General features: G+C 64.2%; 15 protein-coding genes and 1 pseudogene. 9 read left to right on the top strand and 7 right to left on the bottom strand.

Going from position 1 to position 18,971, the window contains the following annotated elements:
• The first annotated feature begins 6 nt into the window (after positions 1-6).
• Genes rnpA through NXS98_RS17165 form a run of 4 tightly spaced genes read left to right on the top strand, consistent with a single transcriptional unit; the run spans position 7 to position 2,902 of the window.
• The gene (gene rnpA, locus NXS98_RS17150) at positions 7-375 is read left to right on the top strand and encodes a ribonuclease P protein component (RefSeq protein ID WP_283846279.1); all 369 of its coding nucleotides are present in this window, start codon (positions 7-9) and stop codon (positions 373-375) included.
• The gene (yidD, locus tag NXS98_RS17155; protein ID WP_283846280.1) at positions 372-641 is read left to right on the top strand and encodes a membrane protein insertion efficiency factor YidD; all 270 of its coding nucleotides are present in this window, start codon (positions 372-374) and stop codon (positions 639-641) included. The genes rnpA and yidD overlap by 4 nt, the downstream gene beginning before the upstream one ends.
• Positions 642-644: 3 nt before the next feature.
• Positions 645-2,417: a membrane protein insertase YidC gene (yidC, locus tag NXS98_RS17160; protein ID WP_283846281.1), complete on the top strand. Its 1,773-nt coding sequence runs from the start codon at positions 645-647 to the stop codon at positions 2,415-2,417.
• 29 nt (positions 2,418-2,446) lie between these two features.
• Positions 2,447-2,902 (top strand): Jag family protein, encoded by a 456-nt coding sequence (locus NXS98_RS17165; protein WP_283846282.1) that lies wholly within the window; start codon positions 2,447-2,449, stop codon positions 2,900-2,902.
• Between the two features lie 16 nt (positions 2,903-2,918).
• Here NXS98_RS17165 and NXS98_RS17170 read toward each other — a convergent pair whose 3' ends face one another.
• The gene (locus NXS98_RS17170; protein ID WP_283846283.1) at positions 2,919-3,779 is read right to left on the bottom strand and encodes a carbon-nitrogen hydrolase family protein; all 861 of its coding nucleotides are present in this window, start codon (positions 3,777-3,779) and stop codon (positions 2,919-2,921) included.
• A 177-nt stretch (positions 3,780-3,956) separates the two neighbouring features.
• Between NXS98_RS17170 and nrfH the strand changes: the two genes are divergently transcribed.
• Both nrfH and NXS98_RS17180 read left to right on the top strand, forming a co-directional pair.
• Positions 3,957-4,460: a cytochrome c nitrite reductase small subunit gene (gene nrfH / locus NXS98_RS17175; RefSeq protein WP_283846284.1), complete on the top strand. Its 504-nt coding sequence runs from the start codon at positions 3,957-3,959 to the stop codon at positions 4,458-4,460.
• Positions 4,461-4,494: 34 nt separating this feature from the next.
• Complete coding sequence (locus NXS98_RS17180) at positions 4,495-5,847, top strand: ammonia-forming cytochrome c nitrite reductase subunit c552 (RefSeq protein ID WP_425499961.1); 1,353 nt, start codon at positions 4,495-4,497, stop codon at positions 5,845-5,847.
• A gap of 12 nt (positions 5,848-5,859) precedes the next feature.
• Here the strand turns inward: NXS98_RS17180 and NXS98_RS17185 are convergent, their stop codons facing one another.
• The 4 genes from NXS98_RS17185 to NXS98_RS17200 are packed head-to-tail and all read right to left on the bottom strand — an operon-like array spanning position 5,860 to position 10,921.
• The gene (locus NXS98_RS17185; protein WP_283846286.1) at positions 5,860-6,972 is read right to left on the bottom strand and encodes a hypothetical protein; all 1,113 of its coding nucleotides are present in this window, start codon (positions 6,970-6,972) and stop codon (positions 5,860-5,862) included.
• Entirely contained in the window at positions 6,972-7,904 is a 933-nt protein-coding gene (locus NXS98_RS17190) for a hypothetical protein (RefSeq protein ID WP_283846287.1), read from the bottom strand. Before NXS98_RS17190 ends, NXS98_RS17185 begins: the two co-directional genes overlap by 1 nt.
• A complete protein-coding gene (locus NXS98_RS17195) occupies positions 7,901-10,522 on the bottom strand; it encodes an HAD-IIIC family phosphatase (protein WP_283846288.1) in 2,622 nt (873 codons plus the stop codon). The genes NXS98_RS17190 and NXS98_RS17195 overlap by 4 nt, the downstream gene beginning before the upstream one ends.
• Before the next feature lie 39 nt (positions 10,523-10,561).
• Entirely contained in the window at positions 10,562-10,921 is a 360-nt protein-coding gene (locus NXS98_RS17200) for an acyl carrier protein (RefSeq protein WP_283846289.1), read from the bottom strand.
• A gap of 130 nt (positions 10,922-11,051) precedes the next feature.
• On the opposite strand from NXS98_RS17200, the gene NXS98_RS17205 reads away from it, so the two are divergent.
• Both NXS98_RS17205 and carB read left to right on the top strand, forming a co-directional pair.
• Entirely contained in the window at positions 11,052-14,393 is a 3,342-nt protein-coding gene (locus NXS98_RS17205; protein WP_283846290.1) for a DUF7133 domain-containing protein, read from the top strand.
• Positions 14,394-14,610: 217 nt separating this feature from the next.
• Positions 14,611-16,407: pseudogene (gene carB / locus NXS98_RS17210) on the top strand (carbamoyl-phosphate synthase large subunit); the annotation flags it as partial.
• Here the strand turns inward: carB and NXS98_RS17215 are convergent.
• Both NXS98_RS17215 and NXS98_RS17220 read right to left on the bottom strand, forming a co-directional pair.
• Positions 16,386-16,736, bottom strand: coding sequence for a winged helix-turn-helix domain-containing protein (locus NXS98_RS17215; RefSeq protein ID WP_283846291.1), 351 nt, complete (start codon positions 16,734-16,736; stop codon positions 16,386-16,388). The pseudogene carB and the gene NXS98_RS17215 overlap by 22 nt on opposite strands.
• Before the next feature lie 3 nt (positions 16,737-16,739).
• Complete coding sequence (locus tag NXS98_RS17220) at positions 16,740-17,357, bottom strand: hypothetical protein (protein ID WP_283846293.1); 618 nt, start codon at positions 17,355-17,357, stop codon at positions 16,740-16,742.
• A 118-nt stretch (positions 17,358-17,475) separates the two neighbouring features.
• Between NXS98_RS17220 and NXS98_RS17225 the strand changes: the two genes are divergently transcribed.
• Positions 17,476-18,840: a Gfo/Idh/MocA family protein gene (locus NXS98_RS17225; protein WP_283846294.1), complete on the top strand. Its 1,365-nt coding sequence runs from the start codon at positions 17,476-17,478 to the stop codon at positions 18,838-18,840.
• Positions 18,841-18,971 lie beyond the last annotated feature (131 nt).

Genomic DNA, 18,971 nt, shown 5'->3' on the forward strand with positions numbered 1-18,971 from the left:
GCCGGCATGAAACCAGCCGCGTCCCAAGGGTTGCCGCGGGAACGGCGATTGCGCCGGTCGGGCGAGTTTGGCCGGCTGCGCCGGGAGGGCCGGCGGCTGGTGGTCGGCTGTTTGATTATGAATTGGCAGCCCGCGCCGGAAGGCGCCGGGAGCCGGCTGGGGGTGGTGACCTCGCGGGCGCTGGGTTCGGCCGTGGTACGGAGCCGGGGCCGGCGCTTGATGCGCGAGGTGTGGCGGCGGCATCAAAACGCGCTGCGCCAGCCGGTGAACATGGTGTTGGTGGCGCGTCCGTCGCTGGCCGCGAAATCTTTTGGGCAGGTGGAGGCCGATTTTTTGCAGGCGCTCCGGCTGGCCCGTTTGTTAAAAGACTTGTGAACATCGCCCAGGCCATGATGTGCGGGGGCATCCGGCTCTATCGCGCCGTGGTGTCGCCTTTGTTGCATGGGGTGCTGGGGCCGGGATGCGGCTGCCGGTTTTCGCCCACGTGCTCGGAGTACGCCCTGGAGGCGGTGCGGCGCCATGGAGCGGCGCGCGGCGGCTGGCTGGCGGTGCGGCGGGTGTGCCGGTGTCATCCGTGGGGCGGGGCGGGTCTGGACCCGGTGCCGCCGGATTCCTCGCCGCGGCCCATCGGAAAGTTTTGAAGCATGGATCGCAAAGCTGTCATTGTTCTGGTTGTTTCCTTTCTGCTGCTGGTGGCGTGGTATCCGCTGGTGAACCTGATTTATCCGCCGGCGCCGCTGCCCGCGCCGACCAACCAGGTGAGCCGGGCTGGCGCCACGAATGTGGTGTTGACCAATGCCGCGCCGACCACCTTTTTGTCGGCCGCGCCCACCAATCTGCCGCCGCGGCCCCGTCCTGCGCCGGGGACACCGGAAAAAGTTGAGCGGCTGGTGCATGATGGCATCACTTACATCTTCACCTCGCAGGGCGGCGGTTTGAAGGCTATTGAGCTGGACCCGAAAAAATATCCGCAGACCATCCGGCGCAAAAAAAGCGAGCAAGCGCAGGAGCCGGGGGTGGTGCTGAACCGCGGCGCGCTGGCGCCGGTGCTGGCGTTGGGGGGGCATCCCGCGCTGGAGGAAGACGGGATTTATGAGCTGCAGCGGGTGGGGCCGGGGGTGCGGGCGGAGAAAACGCTGAGCAACGGCCTGCACATCGTCAAGGAATTCCTTCCCACCACCAACTACCTGGTGAAAGCGCTGGTGCGCATCGAGAATCGCGGTACGCAGCCGGCCATTCTGCCGACGCATGAAGTGCTGGCGGGGACGGCCTCGCTGGTGAATTCCAAGGAAGAGGTGATGCAATTGGGCGTTTTTGTGCGGGACACCAAGCGCACCAAGCATCTGGATGAAGGCTGGTTTGCCAACCGGACGCTCGGCTGTTTTCCCGGCACGCCCCGGCTGACCTACCGCTCGGAAGGGGAGCCGGTGACGTGGGTGGCGGCGCACAACCGGTTTTTCGCCCTGGCGGCCATTCCCGCCCTGCCAGCCGCCGAGGCGGTGGCGCGCAAAGTGGAGCTGTCGCTGGGGGAAAAAGACGCAGCGAAAAACATTGGGTTCGAGGCGGCGCTGGTGTTTCGCGGGCAGACGGTGGCGCCGGGGACGTCGGTGGTGCATCACATCACGTTGTATGCCGGCCCCAAGGAATACAACGGCCTGGCGCGGCTGGCGGAGCAGATGAAGAATGATTTGGACCACCTGATGAAGTTCAACGGGTTCTTCGGGTTTTTCTCGAAGGTGCTGCTGCTTTCGATGAATGGCCTACACGATGCGTTCAAGCTGCCCTACGGACTGGCCATCATCGTGATAACCATCATCATCAAGCTGCTGTTCTGGCCGCTCACCAAAGCCAGCACGCGCTCCATGAAACGCCTGGCCGAGCTGCAGCCGGAAATGAATAAAATCCGGGAGAAATACAAGGATGACCCGCAGAAGATGAACCGGAAGATGATGGAGTTCATGAAGGAGCACAAGGTCAGCCCGCTGGGCGGCTGCCTGCCGATGCTCATTCAGATTCCAGTGTTTTTCGGGTTTTATTTCATGATTCAGAGTGCCATTGAACTGCGCGGGGCCTCCTTCCTGTGGGCGTGGGATTTGTCGGTGCCGGACACCGTGGCCACGCTGGCGGGATTCCCCCTCAACCCGCTGCCGCTGATCATGGGCGCCACCATGTTCTGGCAGGCCAAGTTGACGCCGCCGTCTCCCGGGATGGACCCCACGCAGCAGAAAATCATGCAGTACATGCCGCTGATTTTCCTGTTTGTGCTGTATAACATGTCCTCCGGCTTGACTTTGTATTGGACGGTGCAGAACATCCTGACCATCGTGCAGACGAAAATCACCAAGACGCAAGACGCGAAGAATCCACCGGCCGCGCCCGCGCCCGCCCCGGCCGCTCCGGCGCGGCGCAAATCCTGAGACCGCCGCCGGCCGCCCTCCCTTTGCCTATGCCTGCACAACCCAAACTCATCCTGGAAACCCTGCTGAAAACCCTGGGCTTCGAGGCCACCGTCGAGGAACACCAGCTTGACGATGGCCTGCTGCTGGATGTCAAGACGGAGGACTCCGGCCGGCTCATCGGGCGGCAGGGCCAAACGCTCTCCAGCCTGCAATACCTGACCAACCGGCTCATCTACCAGCAGGACCCCCACGCGCCCAAGGTCACGGTGGATGTGGCCGGTTACCGGAGTCAGGCCCGCGAAGCGCTGGTGAAAAAGGCGCTGGCCGCGGCGGAGAAAGTCCACCGCTGGGGGGATGTGGTGGAGCTGGAGCCGATGAATGCCTTTGACCGGCGGATTGTGCACAACGCGCTGAAGAACGACCCGCGAATTGAAACCAAATCCGTCGAGGTCGAAGGCACTGACAAGAAGGCCATTTTGCTTCGACCCAAGGCGCAAGCCTAGGCCGGGGGCAGAGGTTTCAGCGCGGGGGCAGACTCGCGCGCGCCTTGACCTCGCGCACCATCCGTTGCCAGTGGCGGCGGAGGAAAGGGGGATGGCGCAGGCTGTCCAGCACGTAGGCGCGGTCGGCGCGGGCGAGGTCGAGGGTGGCGGTAATCATTTCCTCCTGATACCATCCTGCCTGCGCCAGCGGCAGGCCGTTTGGCTCGCGAATGAAGGAGTCGCCGCTGGAGGTTTGCAGGCCGTCGGGCGATTCACCCACCGTGTTGGCCACGCAGTGGAAGATTTTGGTGTTGGGCCCCACGGGCTGTTGCGCCCGGCCCGAGGTGCGTTTCCACGTCACCGCCTCGATTTCGTCCGAGCTGCAGGAGGGATGGAAGAGAATCTGCGCGCCGGCCATGGCGGGCAGGCGGTACAACTCGGGGTGCCGGCCGTCCCGGCAAATGACCAGCGTGCACCAGATGCCGTCGAGTTGAAACAGTGCCAGCTTGTTGCCGCCGCGGCAGTATTTTTTTTCATCGCGGCCGGCCATGTTGACCTTGGCGTATTCATAGACAATGCGGCCGTGGGGGTTGATGACATGCGCCAGATTGAGGTAACGGGTCCCCGCTTTTTTTAGCGTGCCGACGATGGCCCAGAGGCCCGCGTGCGCGACGGCCTGGCAAACGGTGTTCAGCGCGGCTTCGACCCGGGCGGGCCGCAGGGTGATGGCGTAGGGGAAGTAGTAGCTGGTGAGGCAGGCCTCGGGAAACAACACCACCCGGCTGCCGGCGGCGGCCGCGGCCTTGAGATAATGCAGCACGCGCTCCAGGTTGTACTCCAGCGGTTTGGCCCAATGCAGTTGGACACACGAGACTTGCAGCGTTTTTGGGGTTTGCATAATGCCGGTTGCCGCCTATGGATGCCACAATCGGCGTCGAGCGCCAACCTAAAAGGAGGGCCGGCCGGGGCGCGTTGCCGCCGGTGGCGGGGGCATTTTGATCCGGGTCAAAAAATTCGCCCTTTCGCTCAGTATAAGCATTGCTTGGGGCGGGCGTTTGATTAAGATGCCGACGTCATGGACAAGCTGACCCGCATGACCAAATTTTGGGGCATCTGCGCCGGGGTGGCGGTGGGCGTTGCCGTGGGCGGGGGCTTGTTCACGTTTGTCTATGCGCGGGGTGCCTCCTACCTGACCAATGACCCCCAGGCGTGCGCCAACTGCCACATCATGCGCGAGCATTACGAGGCGTGGGTCAGGTCCAGCCATCGCAGCGTGGCCACGTGCAACGATTGCCACACCCCGCCCGGCGTGGTGGCCAAGTACGTTACCAAGGCTGAGAACGGTTTTTTTCATTCGCTGTATTTCACCACGGGTGATTTTCCCGATCCGTTGCGCATCAAGCCGCGCAACCGGAGCGTGACCGAACAAGCCTGTCGCAAATGCCACACCCCCATTGTGGAGGCCATTGAGGCCCACCAGGGCAACGACACCCTCTCGTGCATGAAGTGCCATGCCGACGTGGGGCACCCTTTGCGGGGGGCGTTTGCGCCCGACCTGACCACTGCCTATGAGCGCTGAACCGCAAATACCCGAAACTGTCCGGAGCAAGGCCATGCGCGTGGCCTTGTTGACCATCATCGTGGCCTGTGGGGTGACCATTGTGGGCCTGGCCTTTCTCACCACGATTGTGGAGCGCAAACAGGAGGCCAAAAATCCCTTCTTCCGCGTGGTGGAGCTGAACGACGACACCCAGGACCCGGCCATCTGGGGCAAGAATTTCCCGATGCAGTATGACGATTACAAGCGCACGGTGGACCAGGTGCGCACCAAATACGGCGGCAGCGAGGCGATGCCGCGCACGCCCACGCAGGCGGATCCGCGCTCGGTGGTTTCCCAGTCGCGGCTGGAGGAGGACCCGCGCCTTAAGACGATGTGGGCCGGGTATGCCTTTGCGGCGGACTTTCGCGAGGAGCGGGGCCATGCCTTCATGCTGGAAGACCAGACATTTACGGGGCGGCAGCGGGTGGTGAAACAGCCGGGCACGTGCATGCATTGCCATGCGTCGGTGTATGTGCCGTACAAAAAACTGGGCAACGGCGACCTCTTCAAGGGCTTTGAAAAGATGAACTCGATGCCGTGGGCCGAGGCGCGCCCGCTGGTGGAGCATCCGGTTACCTGCATTGACTGCCATGACTCGCAAACCATGGCCCTGCGCATCACCCGCCCGGGTTTCATCGAGGGCATAACCGCGCTGAAGGCCGCTCAGGGAGTGAAAAATTATGACGTGAACCGCGACGCCACCCGCCAGGAGATGCGCTCCTACGTGTGCGCCCAATGCCACGTGGAATATTACTTCAAGGGCCAGGAAAAACGGCTGGTGTATCCGTGGCACCATGGCCTGAAGGCCGAGCAAGTGCTGGCTTATTATGATGAAGTGGGGCACCGCGACTGGGTTCATGCCGACACCGGCGCGCCGGCGCTCAAGGTGCAGCATCCGGAGTTTGAGTTGTGGAGCCAGGGCATCCACGCCCGCAGCGGGGTGGCGTGCGCCGACTGCCACATGCCGTTCAAGCGGGTGGGGGCCACGAAAATCAGCGACCACCATGTCCGCAGCCCGCTCTTGAACATTTCCCACGCCTGCCAGACCTGCCACAAGTGGCCTGAAGCGGAGTTGAAGGCGCGGGTGGAGACCATTCAGGACCGGACCTACCAGTTGCGCAACCAGGCCATGGACGCGCTGATGGATTTGATTGCCGATCTCAAGAACGCCCGCGCCGCCGGCCTGGCCACCAACCATCCGGCGCTGGTGAAGGCGCAGGATTTCCAGCGCAAGGCGCAATTCTTCCTGGACTTTGTGGAAGCGGAAAATTCGATGGGCTTCCACGCGCCGCAGGAAGCCGCGCGCATTTTGGCCGAGTCCATCAACTTCGCCCGCAAAGGCCAGATCGCCATCCGGGACCGGTAGGCAGGCCCGTGATTACAAATGCGTTGGGCCTTCGCCGTCGCCGCGGGTGAGGTGGGCTTGGGCGCAGGTGTGGGGCCAGGGTTGCAGGCGCGCGGCCAGTGGGGGGGCGGCGGCAAAGATGAAATTGGAAGGCCCGGGCAGCCAGCCGGCCCGGCGGAAAGCTTTGACCCAGGCCTGATGCGCCTGGTTGGTCACTATCAGGTCCACCCCGCGCCGCAGCAAAAAATCGGTGGCGGCGGCGGCCACTGCGTATTCAGCGCCGGACGCCGCCAGCACATCCACCACGGAGCCGACGCGGAGGTTGCCGAAATGGCGACTGTCGCGCATGGGGGTGTCGAGGGCCACGGTCCAGCCCACGATTTCCTGGTGGCGTTTAACCTGGAGTTTGAGAAAGCGCGGATGCCCCGGGGGGTAGAGCCGATTCAGGGCGGGCAGGGTACGCTCCGCAATGAAGGCATAATGTGGCGCGGCGGCCTGCCAAAGGTCATCCACCCACGCATCGAAGTGCGGTATTTCAGTGACTTCCACTCCTTGGGGCGGTCCGGCCTGGCGGACGGCCTGCCAGGCGCGCAGACCGAGCCAGGCCAGTCCCGTGGCCGCCAGTACCCTGGCTGCCAGGGCGCGTCCGCGGGTACGCTGGAGGAGGGGTAATTCGCGCAACAAAACGGCCGGGCGCGCGGGATAAAACAAAAACGGCACCGGCACGAGCTGCCAGCGGCTGGCCTGCAAGAGGCGGGGCAGGGGACGGTCCAGGCCGCCCATGCCCAGACAGTAAAGCAGCGGTTGCTGGCGTTGGGCGTGGAGGAGGATTTGCAGGCCGAGCGCGCCAAATCGGGAATCCACCAGCGCCTCGCTGACGGGGGAATAGAGATAGCCGACTGCCAGGGTCTCCTGCCCCACGCGGAAGGGCTGGTGTTTGAGCACGTAGCCGCCGCGCACGTCCGGGCCGTCTTTGGCGAGCCACAGCTCTTCGTAGAGAGGGGAGGCACCGTCCCGGGGAAGCCAGGTGGAAACGGCGGTTTCGGGCAATTTGAAATCGGTAATGCCCCCGGCGCGCAGGCGTGCATTGAAGGCCTGCACGGCCGGCATATCGTCCGGTGTGGCGCGTTGAATTTGGATGCCCATCAGGTGGTGCCCACGCGGAGCTTATGCCGGAGCCAGCGCCATTCCAAGTGAGAACGCTCGGCGGGGGTGAGCGTGTGCAGGCCGCGCTGTTGCCGCAAATAATCCAACAACACCGCCACCGGCACAAACCAGCCCGGCTTGCGGCTGAGCCGCTCCATCAATTCGCGGAATCGCGGGTGCACGCATCCCTGGGCGGCAAACCCCTTGGCCAGGTGGGTATAGACGATGCAGGCGCCGCCTTCGGCCTCGAGGCGGTCCTGGTGGGCCTCGTGCAACAGCGCATTGAAACTGTCCACGTGTGCGCCTTCGCTGGCGGCAAACCAGGCGGCCACATAGGGGCGGTCGGGGTCGTAATAGGGCATCCAGGGGCAGGCGGCGAGGGTGTTGATGCCGGGAAAGACAAAATTGCGTACGTAGCTCAATTGGTCGCGGCAGACGTCCCCCCAGAAATAAGGGTCGCCGGGCACATGACCTCGATAGCGTCGGGCGTGACGGAATCCGGTGAGCAGCAGGTAGAGCCAGCGGCGGACGCCACTCAAGCGGCCGGGTCCCCAGTACAGTGCTTCGCGGCAGGTGGTGTGGGTGGCCATGGTGCGCGGCGGGCCGCCGAAGAGGCGGGCGAAGGTGTCGAGTCCGCGCAGGGTCTGCTCGCGGGTGGAACTGTGGCAGGTGGCGTTGTGCCAGGCAATTTCAAAGCCCTGCTGTTGGAGGGATTGCGCCCAGGCCAGGTAATCCGGGTCAGCGCAAGTGGCGCCGCCCACGACTTCCGGGGGCTGGGTGGGCGGGAGGGGCCAGACAGTTTTCGTGGTGCGAAAACCGAGGCCGGCGAGCAAATCATAGACGGGCCGCAATTTTTCGACGGTGGCGGCGTCGGTGTCATCAAACACCGTGAAGGCAAACCGCTTTCCTTCCGGCCACACGATGGGGGTCATGGGACGGAGGGTAGGACACCGGCATGAATTTTACCCGCCACCCAGGCGACGCCCGGCGCCGCCTGGGGATGCGCGATGGCCACCTGGGTGATGACCGAGGAGGTGGAGGCGGAGGTGTAGTTCACGTGCCCTTGGAACCGGTAGGGTTGGTATTTTTCCAGGGGTTGATGGAAGGTCAGCTCCACGTTGCGGCAGGTGCCGTAGCGGCCGGGGATGCACTGGCCGACAAAGGTGGAGACCAGCGAGGTGGCCAGCAGGCTGGCAGTGTCGCAGCGCCAGCGCCAGGTCTCATAATCCACCGGCATGTTGTCCACCGCGCCCGCCAGCAGCTCGTAGGCCGCGAGCAGGCTGGCATCGGTGATGACGAAGGTGAAGCCGGCCTCCATGCCGCGGGGGATTTGCTCCAGGGCCAGCTCCGGACTTTGGAGGGGGTCGGTGACCAGTGCCGGGCTGCCGCTCTGTGGGGCGGTGAGGAGGGTGGTGTCCTGCGAAGTTTTTTCGAGCACATACGCCGCCAAACCGTTGGTAAGGTCCAGGCCGGTGTTGCGGTGGCGGATTTGGAATTCAATCTCCACCGCGCGGACTTCGCGGATGTACTCGGTGATGGTGGCGCGGAGCAGCAGCGGGTCATCCGGGTAAATGGGGTGATTGAAATTGGCTTTGAGCTGGCGGAACATGGCGCGGCGTCCGGGTTGCTGGACGAGGTCGAGCACGGAAAGGAACAGCAAGGGGCACATGCCATGGACCAGGAGACCGCCGTAACGGGTGCGGCGCGCAAATTCGGGGTCGGCATGCAGGGCGCTGGCGTCGCCGGTCAGGGCAATAAACTGGCGCAGCGTTTCGCCGGTGATGGCGAGATTCAGTTCCGCCGACTGGCCGACTTCAATGGAGGGGCGGACGGTGGTCTGGCCGCTGCCGGCGGCCAGTTGGATGTAATCGGGCAGGGGGTACTTCAAGCCGGTGTTCCAGAGGAACCGGCGGCCATCGGTGGTTTGAAAACCGCTGCGCTGCCAGAATTCGAGGCAGAGTTTGTTTTTGGGGGTGGGGAGGTATTCGGCCACCACCTCGTGCGCCCCGGCGGCCAGGGCCTGCTGCACCAGCCAGTGCACCATGGTCTGCTCCACCTTGCGGCCCAGGACGCGGCAGCTCAACAGGAAATCCACGATTTTTGCCTGCTCCCCCTGCACCTGCAAGCTGGCCAGGCCGGTCAGGCCGGAGTCGCCCAGCTTGTCTTTCACGCGGAACACCCAGACGGCATGGCCGGGCACCGAAGCCCAGGCGGCCAGTTCGGCTTCCGAGAGGCGCCGCGTGGTGAGATTCATCTGATTGGTCTTGTTCAGCAGTTGGGCCGCGCGTGGCAGATTGGCGGGGTTGAGCTTTTCCACTTTGACCTGCAGCTCGAGCCGGCGGAGCCAATCTTCCACGGAGGGCACTTCGCGCCGCAAATCGGCCCGGCGGCGCTCGGCCTCGTAGGCGGCCACGCGGGCGCGGTCTTCCTCGCTCAGGCGGGGGTTTTCAAAGCATTTCAAGGAGAGCAGGGTGCGGGAAAAAAGCATGGGGTTTTCCGGCCATTCCGGCACGAGCACCTCGGGGAGGGCTTCACGGATGCGCGCGCGTTCGGCGGGCTGGTCATCAATGAACACCACTGATTGCAAACCCAGCCGCAATTCGGCGGCCAGCTCCGCGAGGTTCTGCGCTTTGTCCTGCCAGTTGATGCGCCAGCCCGCGAAGTCTTCGGGGCGCAGTTGCATTTCGGGATGTTCGCGCAGGGCGGTCAGGGCGGTGGTCTCGTCATTTTTGCTGACGATGCCCAGCAGAATGCCCTGGCGGGTGAGCGCCTTGAGGGTGCGCTGGAAGTCCGCATACGCCTCGCCGAGGGCGTCATGGCCGCCGACCTGCAATTTTTCCCAGCCCACTTCGCCCACGATGCCGCCCCAGAGGGTGTCATCGAGGTCCACCACCACGAGTTTGCGTGCCTGGCCGGTGAGGCCCTGCAGGGCGGCTTTCAGGTCGCGGGCGGCCGCCTGAAACACCGCGTGGTTGAAGGGGATTTTGCCCTGAAACCAGAGCTTGTCCTGGAAGGCTTCCTTGCCACCGGCGATGAACCACGGGACACTATCCAGCACAAAAACATTGGGGATGTCCGCCAGGGCTTCGGCCAGGCGGAGATTCATCTGGGCCAGCAGGCGGGCCGCGCCGCGCGCCGGTTGCCAGGCGGCCAGCACGCCGGCTGGCCAGGTGGCCTGCCACGAGGGCACAAACAGCCACTTGACCCGCCCCGCTGCCGCGGCCACCGCCTGGGCAAAACTGTCCACTGCCGCCAGCACCGCGCCTGGGTCAGAAGGCAAATTGGCCAGGGCGTCGCGGAAGGGGGGCGCCACCATTTCGGGGCGCGTCCATACCCAGGCAAAGTCGGGATGGGCCAGCCACTCCGGGCGTTGGGCATCGGCGAGCATGGGGAGGACTTCGCCGTAATCGCCGGCGATGACTTCCACGGTGGGCGATTCCTCGTTGTTCTCGAGAATGCCCGCAAAATTCAGCGCATTAAAGTCCGCCAGCAGCAGACCTTTAAGGCTGCGCGGGGCGCCGATGGAAAACGCATGCTGCGAGTCCGTCATTAACAGAAGTAAGAAAAAAGCAAAAAGTGCGCCACAAAATTACGATAACTTCTGCTCCAATAGTTTGCGAATATGCTCGGCCAAAGTTCCCAAAGTTGCAAAGGGGCTGGACTCGGCTGCCATGGTCTGGTCATCGGCCAGCATGATGGGGCAGCCGAATTCTGCTTCAATGCGCTGCTCGGTGAGGACCAGCAAGTTGATTAACCCCAGGGAATCGAGCCTCCCACCTTCGCCGGTGAGGCGTTCTTCCGGGTTTTTGGCAAGTCGTTGGTCCCGGCGCAGTTGCAAGTTCAGCTCGTCCACTGCGCTCCAAAGGATGGCCTTAATTTTTTCCGCATCCGCCGCTTGTCCCATGGGTACGTTGTTGTTTAAGGCTTGCTCAAGAATGGTTTCAATCAAGCATGCGGGCTGCCGGTGTGTCAATCTTCGCGTGTGATTATTTGGCCTGCTGGGGACCCATGACGGTGTGACACCCTCCGCGGTTGCGTTGCCAAAGGTCCATTGCCGGTGTAGGCTGCGGCTTGTGCGTTTGGGGTGGCATAGACGGGCGGGCCAATGGCTGGCCGCGTTGTTTTGGGCCCTGACGGGTGGCGGCCTGAGCTTATTAATATATGCGCAACCTGCGCCGCCTCCCTTGATGTCCGTGCCGGAGGTGGGGCTGCGGGTGGCGGCTGGTTTTCAGGCGCACTGGGTGGCGGAGCCGCGCTTGACCCCCAATCCGGCGGCCCTGGCGGTGGATGGGTGGGGGCGGGTGTTGGTGGGCGGGGCGGGGTACATTCGCGTTTTGCAAGATGCCGACACCAATGGGGTGGCGGAGGGTGTCACGGTTTTTGCGCTGACCCCTGGCGCGGTGACGGCGTTAGCGGTGGAAGGTGCAGGGGTGCTGGCCATTGTGGACCAGGCGCTGCTTCGCTACCGGGACAACAATCAGGATGGCGTGGCCGATGGTCCGCCGGAGAAATTGCTCACGTTTACCGGCCCGCCCAATGCGTGGCGTGCCTTGCGCCAGGGCGCGGACCGCTGGTGGTATGTGCTTTGTGGCGCGGGGGATGCGCCGCAACGCGGGTTTGTGCCGTTGGACAGCTCGCCGGTTTCGGTGGCTGACGGGGGCGCCTTGTATCGTTTCAGTCCGGACTGGCATGAGTACGAGGTGGTGGCGCACGGGTTTCATCACCCGGGCGGGCTCGATTTTAATGAAGCCGGGGATGGTTTCACCGCCGAGGGCGAGGCGGGAGCGGACTTTGGCCTGCCGTGGTATGCGCCCGCCAGCGTGCATCATGTGGCCTTGGGCGGACATCATGGATGGCGCAACGCCGTGGGCCTGGAGGCGGCGGCAGGCCGGGCGCGGCCGGATTATTATGCGGACACGGTGCGCGCGTTGACGGACTTGGGGCGGGCGCGCCCCAGCGCGGTGGTGGTGTACCAGCATCATCAATTTCCCGAGCGTTACCAGCACGGCCTGATGGTGGCGGATTGGGTTTGGGGGCGCGTGTTTTTTGTACCTTTGCATCCCGAGGGCTCCTCCTACACGGGCGCGCCTGAGTTGTTTCTGGAAGCCGAGGGCCGCTCCGGTTTTGCGCCCACGGCGCTGGCGGTGGCGCCGGATGGGGCGTTGCTGGTGGCCTCGGGGCGCGGGGGGCAAAGCGGCGTTTGCCGCATCGCTCACACCGGGCCGGACCGGGTGGTGCGGGATGTCCTGCATCTGGTGCGCAGCGCCGGCACACTGGAGTCCACGCTGGTTGTGCCGCAACCGTGGGAGGCGTGGAGCCGGGCCGCCTGGCAGCCGGTGGCGCAACGGTTGGGGCCGGAGGTTTATGTGCGTGCCGTGGTGGACCCTTTGCGTCCGCCTGAACAACGGGCGCGCGCCATCGAAGTGCTGGTGCACACCTTTGACGGCCTGCCCGCACGGGAAGCGGCCGTAGCCGCCCGCGCGCCGGAGCCGGAGGTGCGCGCGCGCGCGGCATGGGCCTTGGGGGTGAAGCCGGCGCCGGGATTTACCGGGGTATTGTTGGAGTTGGCGCTGGATGCGCATCCGTGGCCGCGCCGGGTGGCGCTGGAGGCTTTGCAGGAGCGTTATTTGGAATTGGAAAACCTTTCGCTGCAAGCGGTGTTGCGCGACAACCTGGGTCATCCGGACACCCGCATCCGCCAACTGGCAGCGCGGCTGGCTGCCCGGCTGCCGCAGGCTGCATGGGAGAGGTTGCGTCAGGGCTTGCGGGCGGATGCGCCCTCGCGGCTGGGGGCGGCGCTGGCGCTCTTACTTCGGGAGCCTGGCGTTTCCTGGCATACGAATGCGCTGGAGCTGGCGCTGGGCGCATGGAATGCCACCAGTGATACGGGCCTGCGAACGGAGGCCTTGAGCCTGATGATGGCAGCGCTGGGGGATTGCCGGCGCGTCCAGCCCGGCTGGGATACGTTTGCCGGGTTTGGGCTGCAAACGTCCTTTCAGGGACATGAAATGGACTTGCGGCGCCTGCGCCTGACGGCCCGCTCTGCCTTTCCCTCCGGGCAAACGGTTTTGGATGTGGAGCTGGCGCGATTCCTGGCCATGCTGGCCGATGATGAGGCCAGAACTTTGCGCAAGGTGATGGAGCGCATTCAGGCCAACACCCCGCCCTCCCTGGATTTTCATTATCTTTGTGTGGCGGCCCGGCTGCCGCTGGCGCGCGAGGCGTCCATGACCTCGGCCACCGCCGATGCGCTTGCCGGCCTGGGCCGCAAACTGGCGGGTGTGCCCCCGGAATCGCTGGCCGGCTGGCAGCCGCGCCTGGTTGAACTGGGCCGGCATTTGCTGGCGCGGGACCCGGCGCTGGCCGAGGCGCTCGTCCGGCATCCGGATTTTGCCCGCCCGCCCCTGTTGCCGCTGGTGCCGCTGCTGAGTCCGGCGCTGCAACGGCAGGCGGCGGCGCGTTTTTTGGCGGCAGGGCAGCGGGATGCCAAATTTCCCTGCACGCCGGAGCTGCTGCAAGTGCTGGCCCTGCTACCGCCGGAGCAAACGCGCGGCTTTTTGCGGCGTCGCTGGCCGACGGTGGATTTGCCGCGCCAATGGGAAATTGCGGTGGAATTGGCGCGCGCCCCGGAAGCGGGGGACCGCGTCATTTTCCTTGGCGCTTTGGAGGCCGGGCCGCTGGAAGTGGTGGAGGCCAGTTTGAAGGCGCTGGCGGCCTTGCCGCCGGAAGACAACCCGCGGCATCTGGCCCCAATGGCCCGCGCCCTGCGCCGCTTTGCGGCCATGCCGGAGCAGGGCGAATTGCGCCAGCAAACTTTGCGGCTGCTGGAGCGCCAGACCGGGCAGAAGTTTGGGATTACGGAAACCAACCTGTCTGCGGGTGGGCTGATGGCCGATTATCAACCGGTTTGGGACTGGCTGGCGCAGCATCACCCCAACGCGCTGCGGGAGCCGCATCTGCCTGCGGCCTTGGCCCTGAAATCTTTGGAGGCGCTGTTGCGCTCGACCCCCTGGGCCAAGGGTGATGCCCAGCGGGGCGCTGCGCGCTTTGAGCGGTCATGCGCTGCCTGCCACGCCGACCCGTTGCGCGCGCCGCCCCTCGAGCAGGGGGCGGCCCGGCTGCCGCCGCTGGAGCTGTTTCCGCACATAGCCTATCCGCAGCTTCGCGTTGCGGAGGAATACCGGCTGCGGGAATACCAGCTCACCAGCGGCCAGAGTGTCACGGGGCGTCCGCTCTTTGAGGGGATGGAAATCCGGCTGGTGCAGACCGCGCAGGGGGTGGTGCGTTTGCGCGCTGCGGAAATTGTGCGCTCGGTGCCGGCCGCCGGGTCTCTGATGCCGGAAGGCCTGCTCAAGGGGTGGGCGCCGGCGGACTTGGCCGATTTGTGGATGTTTTTGCGCGAGTACCAGGGCTGGCGATGAAGCGCCCGGACGGCGGGCGTCCGCAGGCGGCATGCGCTGGCGTTCCGGGCCTTTTACGTTCGTTCAGGGCAAACCTGGGCGGGAGGGGGCGGTGGTCACGAGGCAGGGTTCAAGGTTCCCGGCAACAGCGCATGTAAAACACTGGACAAACCCCCCGGCACAGGCTTTCATTTGCCGGATTTTGCGGGCACCCCGCCGCAAGCTGCGCATGAATGTTGAATTAATAACACGCGCCAAAGCGCTAGGTTTTTCAGATCGGCAAATCGCTCATTTAACCGGCCAGACCGAGGATGCAGTGCGTGCCTGGCGGCTGGCGCATGGCTTGACGCCCTCCTACCGGCTGGTGGACACCTGCGCGGCGGAGTTTGAGGCGTACACCCCGTACTATTATTCGACGTATGACCGGGGCGATGACGAGGTCAAACCCAGCGACCGCCCCAAAATCATGATTTTGGGCGGCGGCCCCAACCGGATTGGGCAGGGCATCGAGTTTGATTACTGTTGCGTGCACGCGGCTTTTGCGCTCAAGGAGATTGGCTTTGAGACCATCATGGTCAACTCCAACCCGGAGACGGTCTCGACCGATTACGATACCAGTGACCGGCTCTACTTCGAGCCGCTGACGCTGGAGGACGTGCTGCATATTTATCACCGCGAAAAATGCCAGGGGGCCATTGCGCAATTTGGCGGGCAAACGCCGCTAAACCTCGCCCTGGGCTTGCAGCGCAACGGGGTGAACATCATTGGCACCTCGCCCCAGAGCATCGAGATTGCCGAGGACCGCAAACTTTTTGCGGCGATGCTGCGCAAACTGGATATTCCCCAGCCGCCCAATGGCATAGCCACCAACGAGGCGGAGGCGCTGGCGGTGGCGCGCGAGCTGGGCTATCCGGTGCTGGTGCGGCCGTCGTTTGTGCTCGGCGGGCGGGCCATGCAGATTGTGTATTCCGACGCCGAGCTGGCGCATTACATGCGCTTTGCGGTGGAGGCATCGCCGGAGCGGCCGGTGCTGGTGGACAAGTTTCTGGAGGACGCCATCGAGGTGGATGTGGATTGCATTGCGGATGTGGGGCTGTACCCCAGTCCGCAGCAGGGGCTGGTGGTGATTGGCGGGATGTTGGAGCATATCGAGTTTGCGGGGGTGCACTCGGGGGACGCGGCCATGGTGCTGCCGCCGCATACGCTTTCCCGGGAAATCATCCAAACCATTCGCGAATATACGCATGCCATGGCGCGCGAGTTGCGCGTGGCGGGGCTGATGAACGTGCAATACGCCGTCAAGGACGGGCGCGTGTATGTGCTGGAAGTCAACCCGCGCGCGTCCCGCACGGTGCCCTTTGTGAGCAAGGCGATTGGCGTGCCCCTGGCCAAGCTGGCGGCCAAAATCATGGCCGGAAAAACGCTGCCGGAGCTGGGCTTCACGGCGGAAATCTGGCCGACCTATTGGGCGGTCAAGGAGTCAGTGTTCCCTTTCAATCGTTTTCACGGCCAGGACATTCTGCTTTCGCCCGAGATGCGCTCCACCGGCGAGGTCATGGGGCTGGATGCGGATTTGGGCATTGCCTACGCCAAATCCCAAATGGCGGCCGGCTCGCCGCTGCCCACCTCGGGGCGGGTGTTCATCAGCGTGAGCGATGCGGACAAACCGCACATTGCGGAGGTGGCGCGGCAGTTTTTGGAGCTGGGCTTCGAGCTGGTGGCAACGCATGGCACGGCGGCGGCCATCAGCAAGGCTGGTCTGCCGGTCAAGACAGTGTTCAAGCTGAGTGAGGGCCGGCCCAATTCGGTGGACATGCTCAAGAACCGCGAGATTCAACTGGTCATCAACACGCCCTCAGGCCAGGTGCCGCGCGCGGATGAAATCAAAATCCGCACCACGGCGGTGTACACCGGCACGCCCATCATGACGACGCTGGGAGGTGCCAAGGCCGCCGCGCTGGGCATCGCGGCCCTGAAACAGCGCGGGTACGACGTCAAGACGCTGCAGGAGTATCACGAAGTGCGCCCGGCTTGATCGGAGGGGTTGGTTTTGCCGGCGGCTGCGCGGGTCTCCTGCACGATTTTTTCCAGGACATTCAGATATTCCGCAAAGGCGCTGCGGCCGGCCTCGGAAAGCGCCAGGGTGGTCAGGGGGCGGTTTTTGAAAGTGCTCTTGTTCACCACCACGTAGCCCGCTTCCTGCAGCGTGCGGAGGTGGGTGGTCAAATTGCCGTCGGTCATTTGCAACAAGGCCCGCAGGTCGGTGTAGGAAAGCTCCGGATTGGCCGCCAACAAAGACATGATGGCGAGCCGCCCTTTTTCGTGGATCACCCGATCCAGTTGGCGGAAGGCCTCCGGGTCCATGCGTCAGGAGGATTTATTTTCGGTGAAATAAAGGTAAATGCCGTAGGCCAGATGCGGTAGGCCAAACAGCGCCCCCATCCACAGATGCGCGGCAGCGCCGGCGGGGGGTGGGCCGGCGCGTAAAAAGTAACCGCCCAGGCCCAGGCCCACCAGCGCCATCAATCCGCCAAACAAGCGGATGCCCCGCCGCATGAAAAAGCCGGCGGCATTGACGGCCAGCCCGTAAAGGAGCAGCCATAAGAGCAGCAATTCATACACGCTTTCCGGTTCGGGCTGTCCCAGGCACCAGTAGAGGCTCAGGACGACAGCGGCGAGGGCCGGCAGCGCCACCGCTTGCGCCACGCGGCGCATGGGCGGCGACCAGAAGGGTTCGGCCGCCTTGAAGGCCTGCCGGCGGATTAACAAGCTCACCAGCACGGCGGTCACCGCCGCCGTGCCGCCCCAGAACAGCACGAAGGCGACTGGCTCGCCCAGGTGGGTGGTCCACCCCAGCACGCCTGCCGCCAGGCCCAGCACGCCCGTGAGGGTCATCACCGGTGCCAGTGCCCGCCGATACAAGGCGGAGCGCTCCATCAAGGTCCGGATGGTATGCAGTTGTTGTGCCGCCCAGTCAGAGTTCATGAGGTTACTTTGCCCGGAGATGGAGAGGGCGGCAAGCGTGAAGCCGGGCTGGCAGGCGCCAAGGTTTGGTGGGTTGAATAAAGCGGAAGGGCCGGCGTCCAATAGGCGTACGCTGCGTATGAAGCAACCCAGGTCTTCTTGTTTTTCGCGCCGCCGGTTTTTGCGCGCCTCGGCGGTGACGGTGACTGCGGCCACTGTATTGCCGGGGCACATTTTGGGCTTGAACGGGGCCACACCGCCCAGCGGCAAATTGAATCTGGCCTTCATTGGGGTGGGCGGCCGGGGCGGGGCGAATCTGGACGGGTGCGCCGGAGAGAATGTGGTGGCGTTGTGTGATGTGGACCGGGCGCGGTTGCAGAAGGCTCAGGAGCGTTTTCCCCAGGCCCGGGGATACCAGGATTACCGGAAGCTGATGGACGAGGTGGGGCGCGAGCTGGACGCGGTGGTGGTTTCGACCCCCGACCATACGCACGCGGTGACGCTGATGCGCGCCATCAAGGAGCGCAAGCATGTGTACTCCGAGAAACCGCTGGCGCATTGTGTGCAGGAAGTCCGGGCGCTGCGGGCGGCGGCGCGGCAGTACCAGGTGGTCACGCAACTGGGCAATCAAGGCCATTCCTCCGATTCCATTCGCCGTTTTCATCAGATGATTCAGAGCGGCTTCATCGGGCCGGTGCGGGAGATTCATGCGTTTTGCGGCAGTTATTACAGCAAGGTGGCGGAATTGGAGCGCGCCAAACAGGAAATGCCGGTACCCGAAACCCTGGACTGGGATTTGTGGCTGGGGCCGGCTCCGTGGCGGCCCTACAACTCGTGTTACGTGCCGGGCAAATGGCGCGGCTGGCTGCAGTTTGGCACGGGGGTCATTGGCGACTGGGTATGCCATGTGGTGGACCCGGTGTTTTGGGCGCTGGATTTGGGGGCGCCGGCCGCGCTGCAGGCGGAGGTGATGGATTATGACCCCAAATTGCACGGCGAGACCTGCCCGCCGGGCACGCGGATTACCTACGAGTTTCCCGCCAGAGGCCAGCGTCCGGCGGTGAAATTGGTCTGGTACGACGGCAAATGGACACCCTCCAAGCCGGAGGAGATGGAAAACGAAAAACTGCCCGGCATTGGCGCGGTGGTGGTGGGTGACAAGGGCAAGATTGTCTATGGCTCGCATGGCGCGGGCAGTTGCCGGATGATTCCCGATGCGAAGATGGACGAGTACCGCGAACTAGAGAAAACGCTGCCGCCCAACCCGATTCCCAAATCACCGGGACATTATGCGGAGTGGGTACGGGCCTGCAAAGGCGGTCCGCCGGCCGGCTCCCATTTTGATTATGGCGGGCCGTTGACGGAAATTGCGCTGTTGGGGGTGATTGCGTTTCGTTATCCGGGCACGCGCTTGCAATGGGATGCGGCGCGGATGCGCTTCACCAATCACGCCGAAGCCAACCAGCATTTGGTGGCGGAATATCGGAAGGGATGGTCGCTGTAAAACGGTGCTGCTTGAGAGCAGGTTCAGGTGGATTTGACGGTTCAGTCAGATTCTAAAGTATGCTCCCGGAGCACTGCTTGTTTGCTGGCTGTGTTTCACACTGCGCCCACCCGGCATGACCGGGCTGGCTG

The sequence above is a fragment of the Fontisphaera persica genome, from assembly GCF_024832785.1.
Lineage (GTDB): Bacteria > Verrucomicrobiota > Verrucomicrobiia > Limisphaerales > Fontisphaeraceae > Fontisphaera > Fontisphaera persica.

Excerpts from the sequence above, each read along its gene's own strand:
- rnpA (WP_283846279.1), top strand. The coding sequence starts at position 7 with ATGAAACCAGCCGCGTCCCAAGGGTTGCCGCGGGAACGGCGATTGCGC.
- yidC (WP_283846281.1), top strand. The coding sequence starts at position 645 with ATGGATCGCAAAGCTGTCATTGTTCTGGTTGTTTCCTTTCTGCTGCTG.
- NXS98_RS17165 (WP_283846282.1), top strand. The coding sequence starts at position 2,447 with ATGCCTGCACAACCCAAACTCATCCTGGAAACCCTGCTGAAAACCCTG.
- NXS98_RS17170 (WP_283846283.1), bottom strand. The coding sequence starts at position 3,779 with ATGCAAACCCCAAAAACGCTGCAAGTCTCGTGTGTCCAACTGCATTGG.
- nrfH (WP_283846284.1), top strand. The coding sequence starts at position 3,957 with ATGGACAAGCTGACCCGCATGACCAAATTTTGGGGCATCTGCGCCGGG.
- NXS98_RS17180 (WP_425499961.1), top strand. The coding sequence starts at position 4,495 with ATGCGCGTGGCCTTGTTGACCATCATCGTGGCCTGTGGGGTGACCATT.
- NXS98_RS17185 (WP_283846286.1), bottom strand. The coding sequence starts at position 6,972 with ATGGGCATCCAAATTCAACGCGCCACACCGGACGATATGCCGGCCGTG.
- NXS98_RS17190 (WP_283846287.1), bottom strand. The coding sequence starts at position 7,904 with ATGACCCCCATCGTGTGGCCGGAAGGAAAGCGGTTTGCCTTCACGGTG.
- NXS98_RS17195 (WP_283846288.1), bottom strand. The coding sequence starts at position 10,522 with ATGACGGACTCGCAGCATGCGTTTTCCATCGGCGCCCCGCGCAGCCTT.
- NXS98_RS17215 (WP_283846291.1), bottom strand. The coding sequence starts at position 16,736 with ATGGACCCGGAGGCCTTCCGCCAACTGGATCGGGTGATCCACGAAAAA.
- NXS98_RS17220 (WP_283846293.1), bottom strand. The coding sequence starts at position 17,357 with ATGAACTCTGACTGGGCGGCACAACAACTGCATACCATCCGGACCTTG.
- NXS98_RS17225 (WP_283846294.1), top strand. The coding sequence starts at position 17,476 with ATGAAGCAACCCAGGTCTTCTTGTTTTTCGCGCCGCCGGTTTTTGCGC.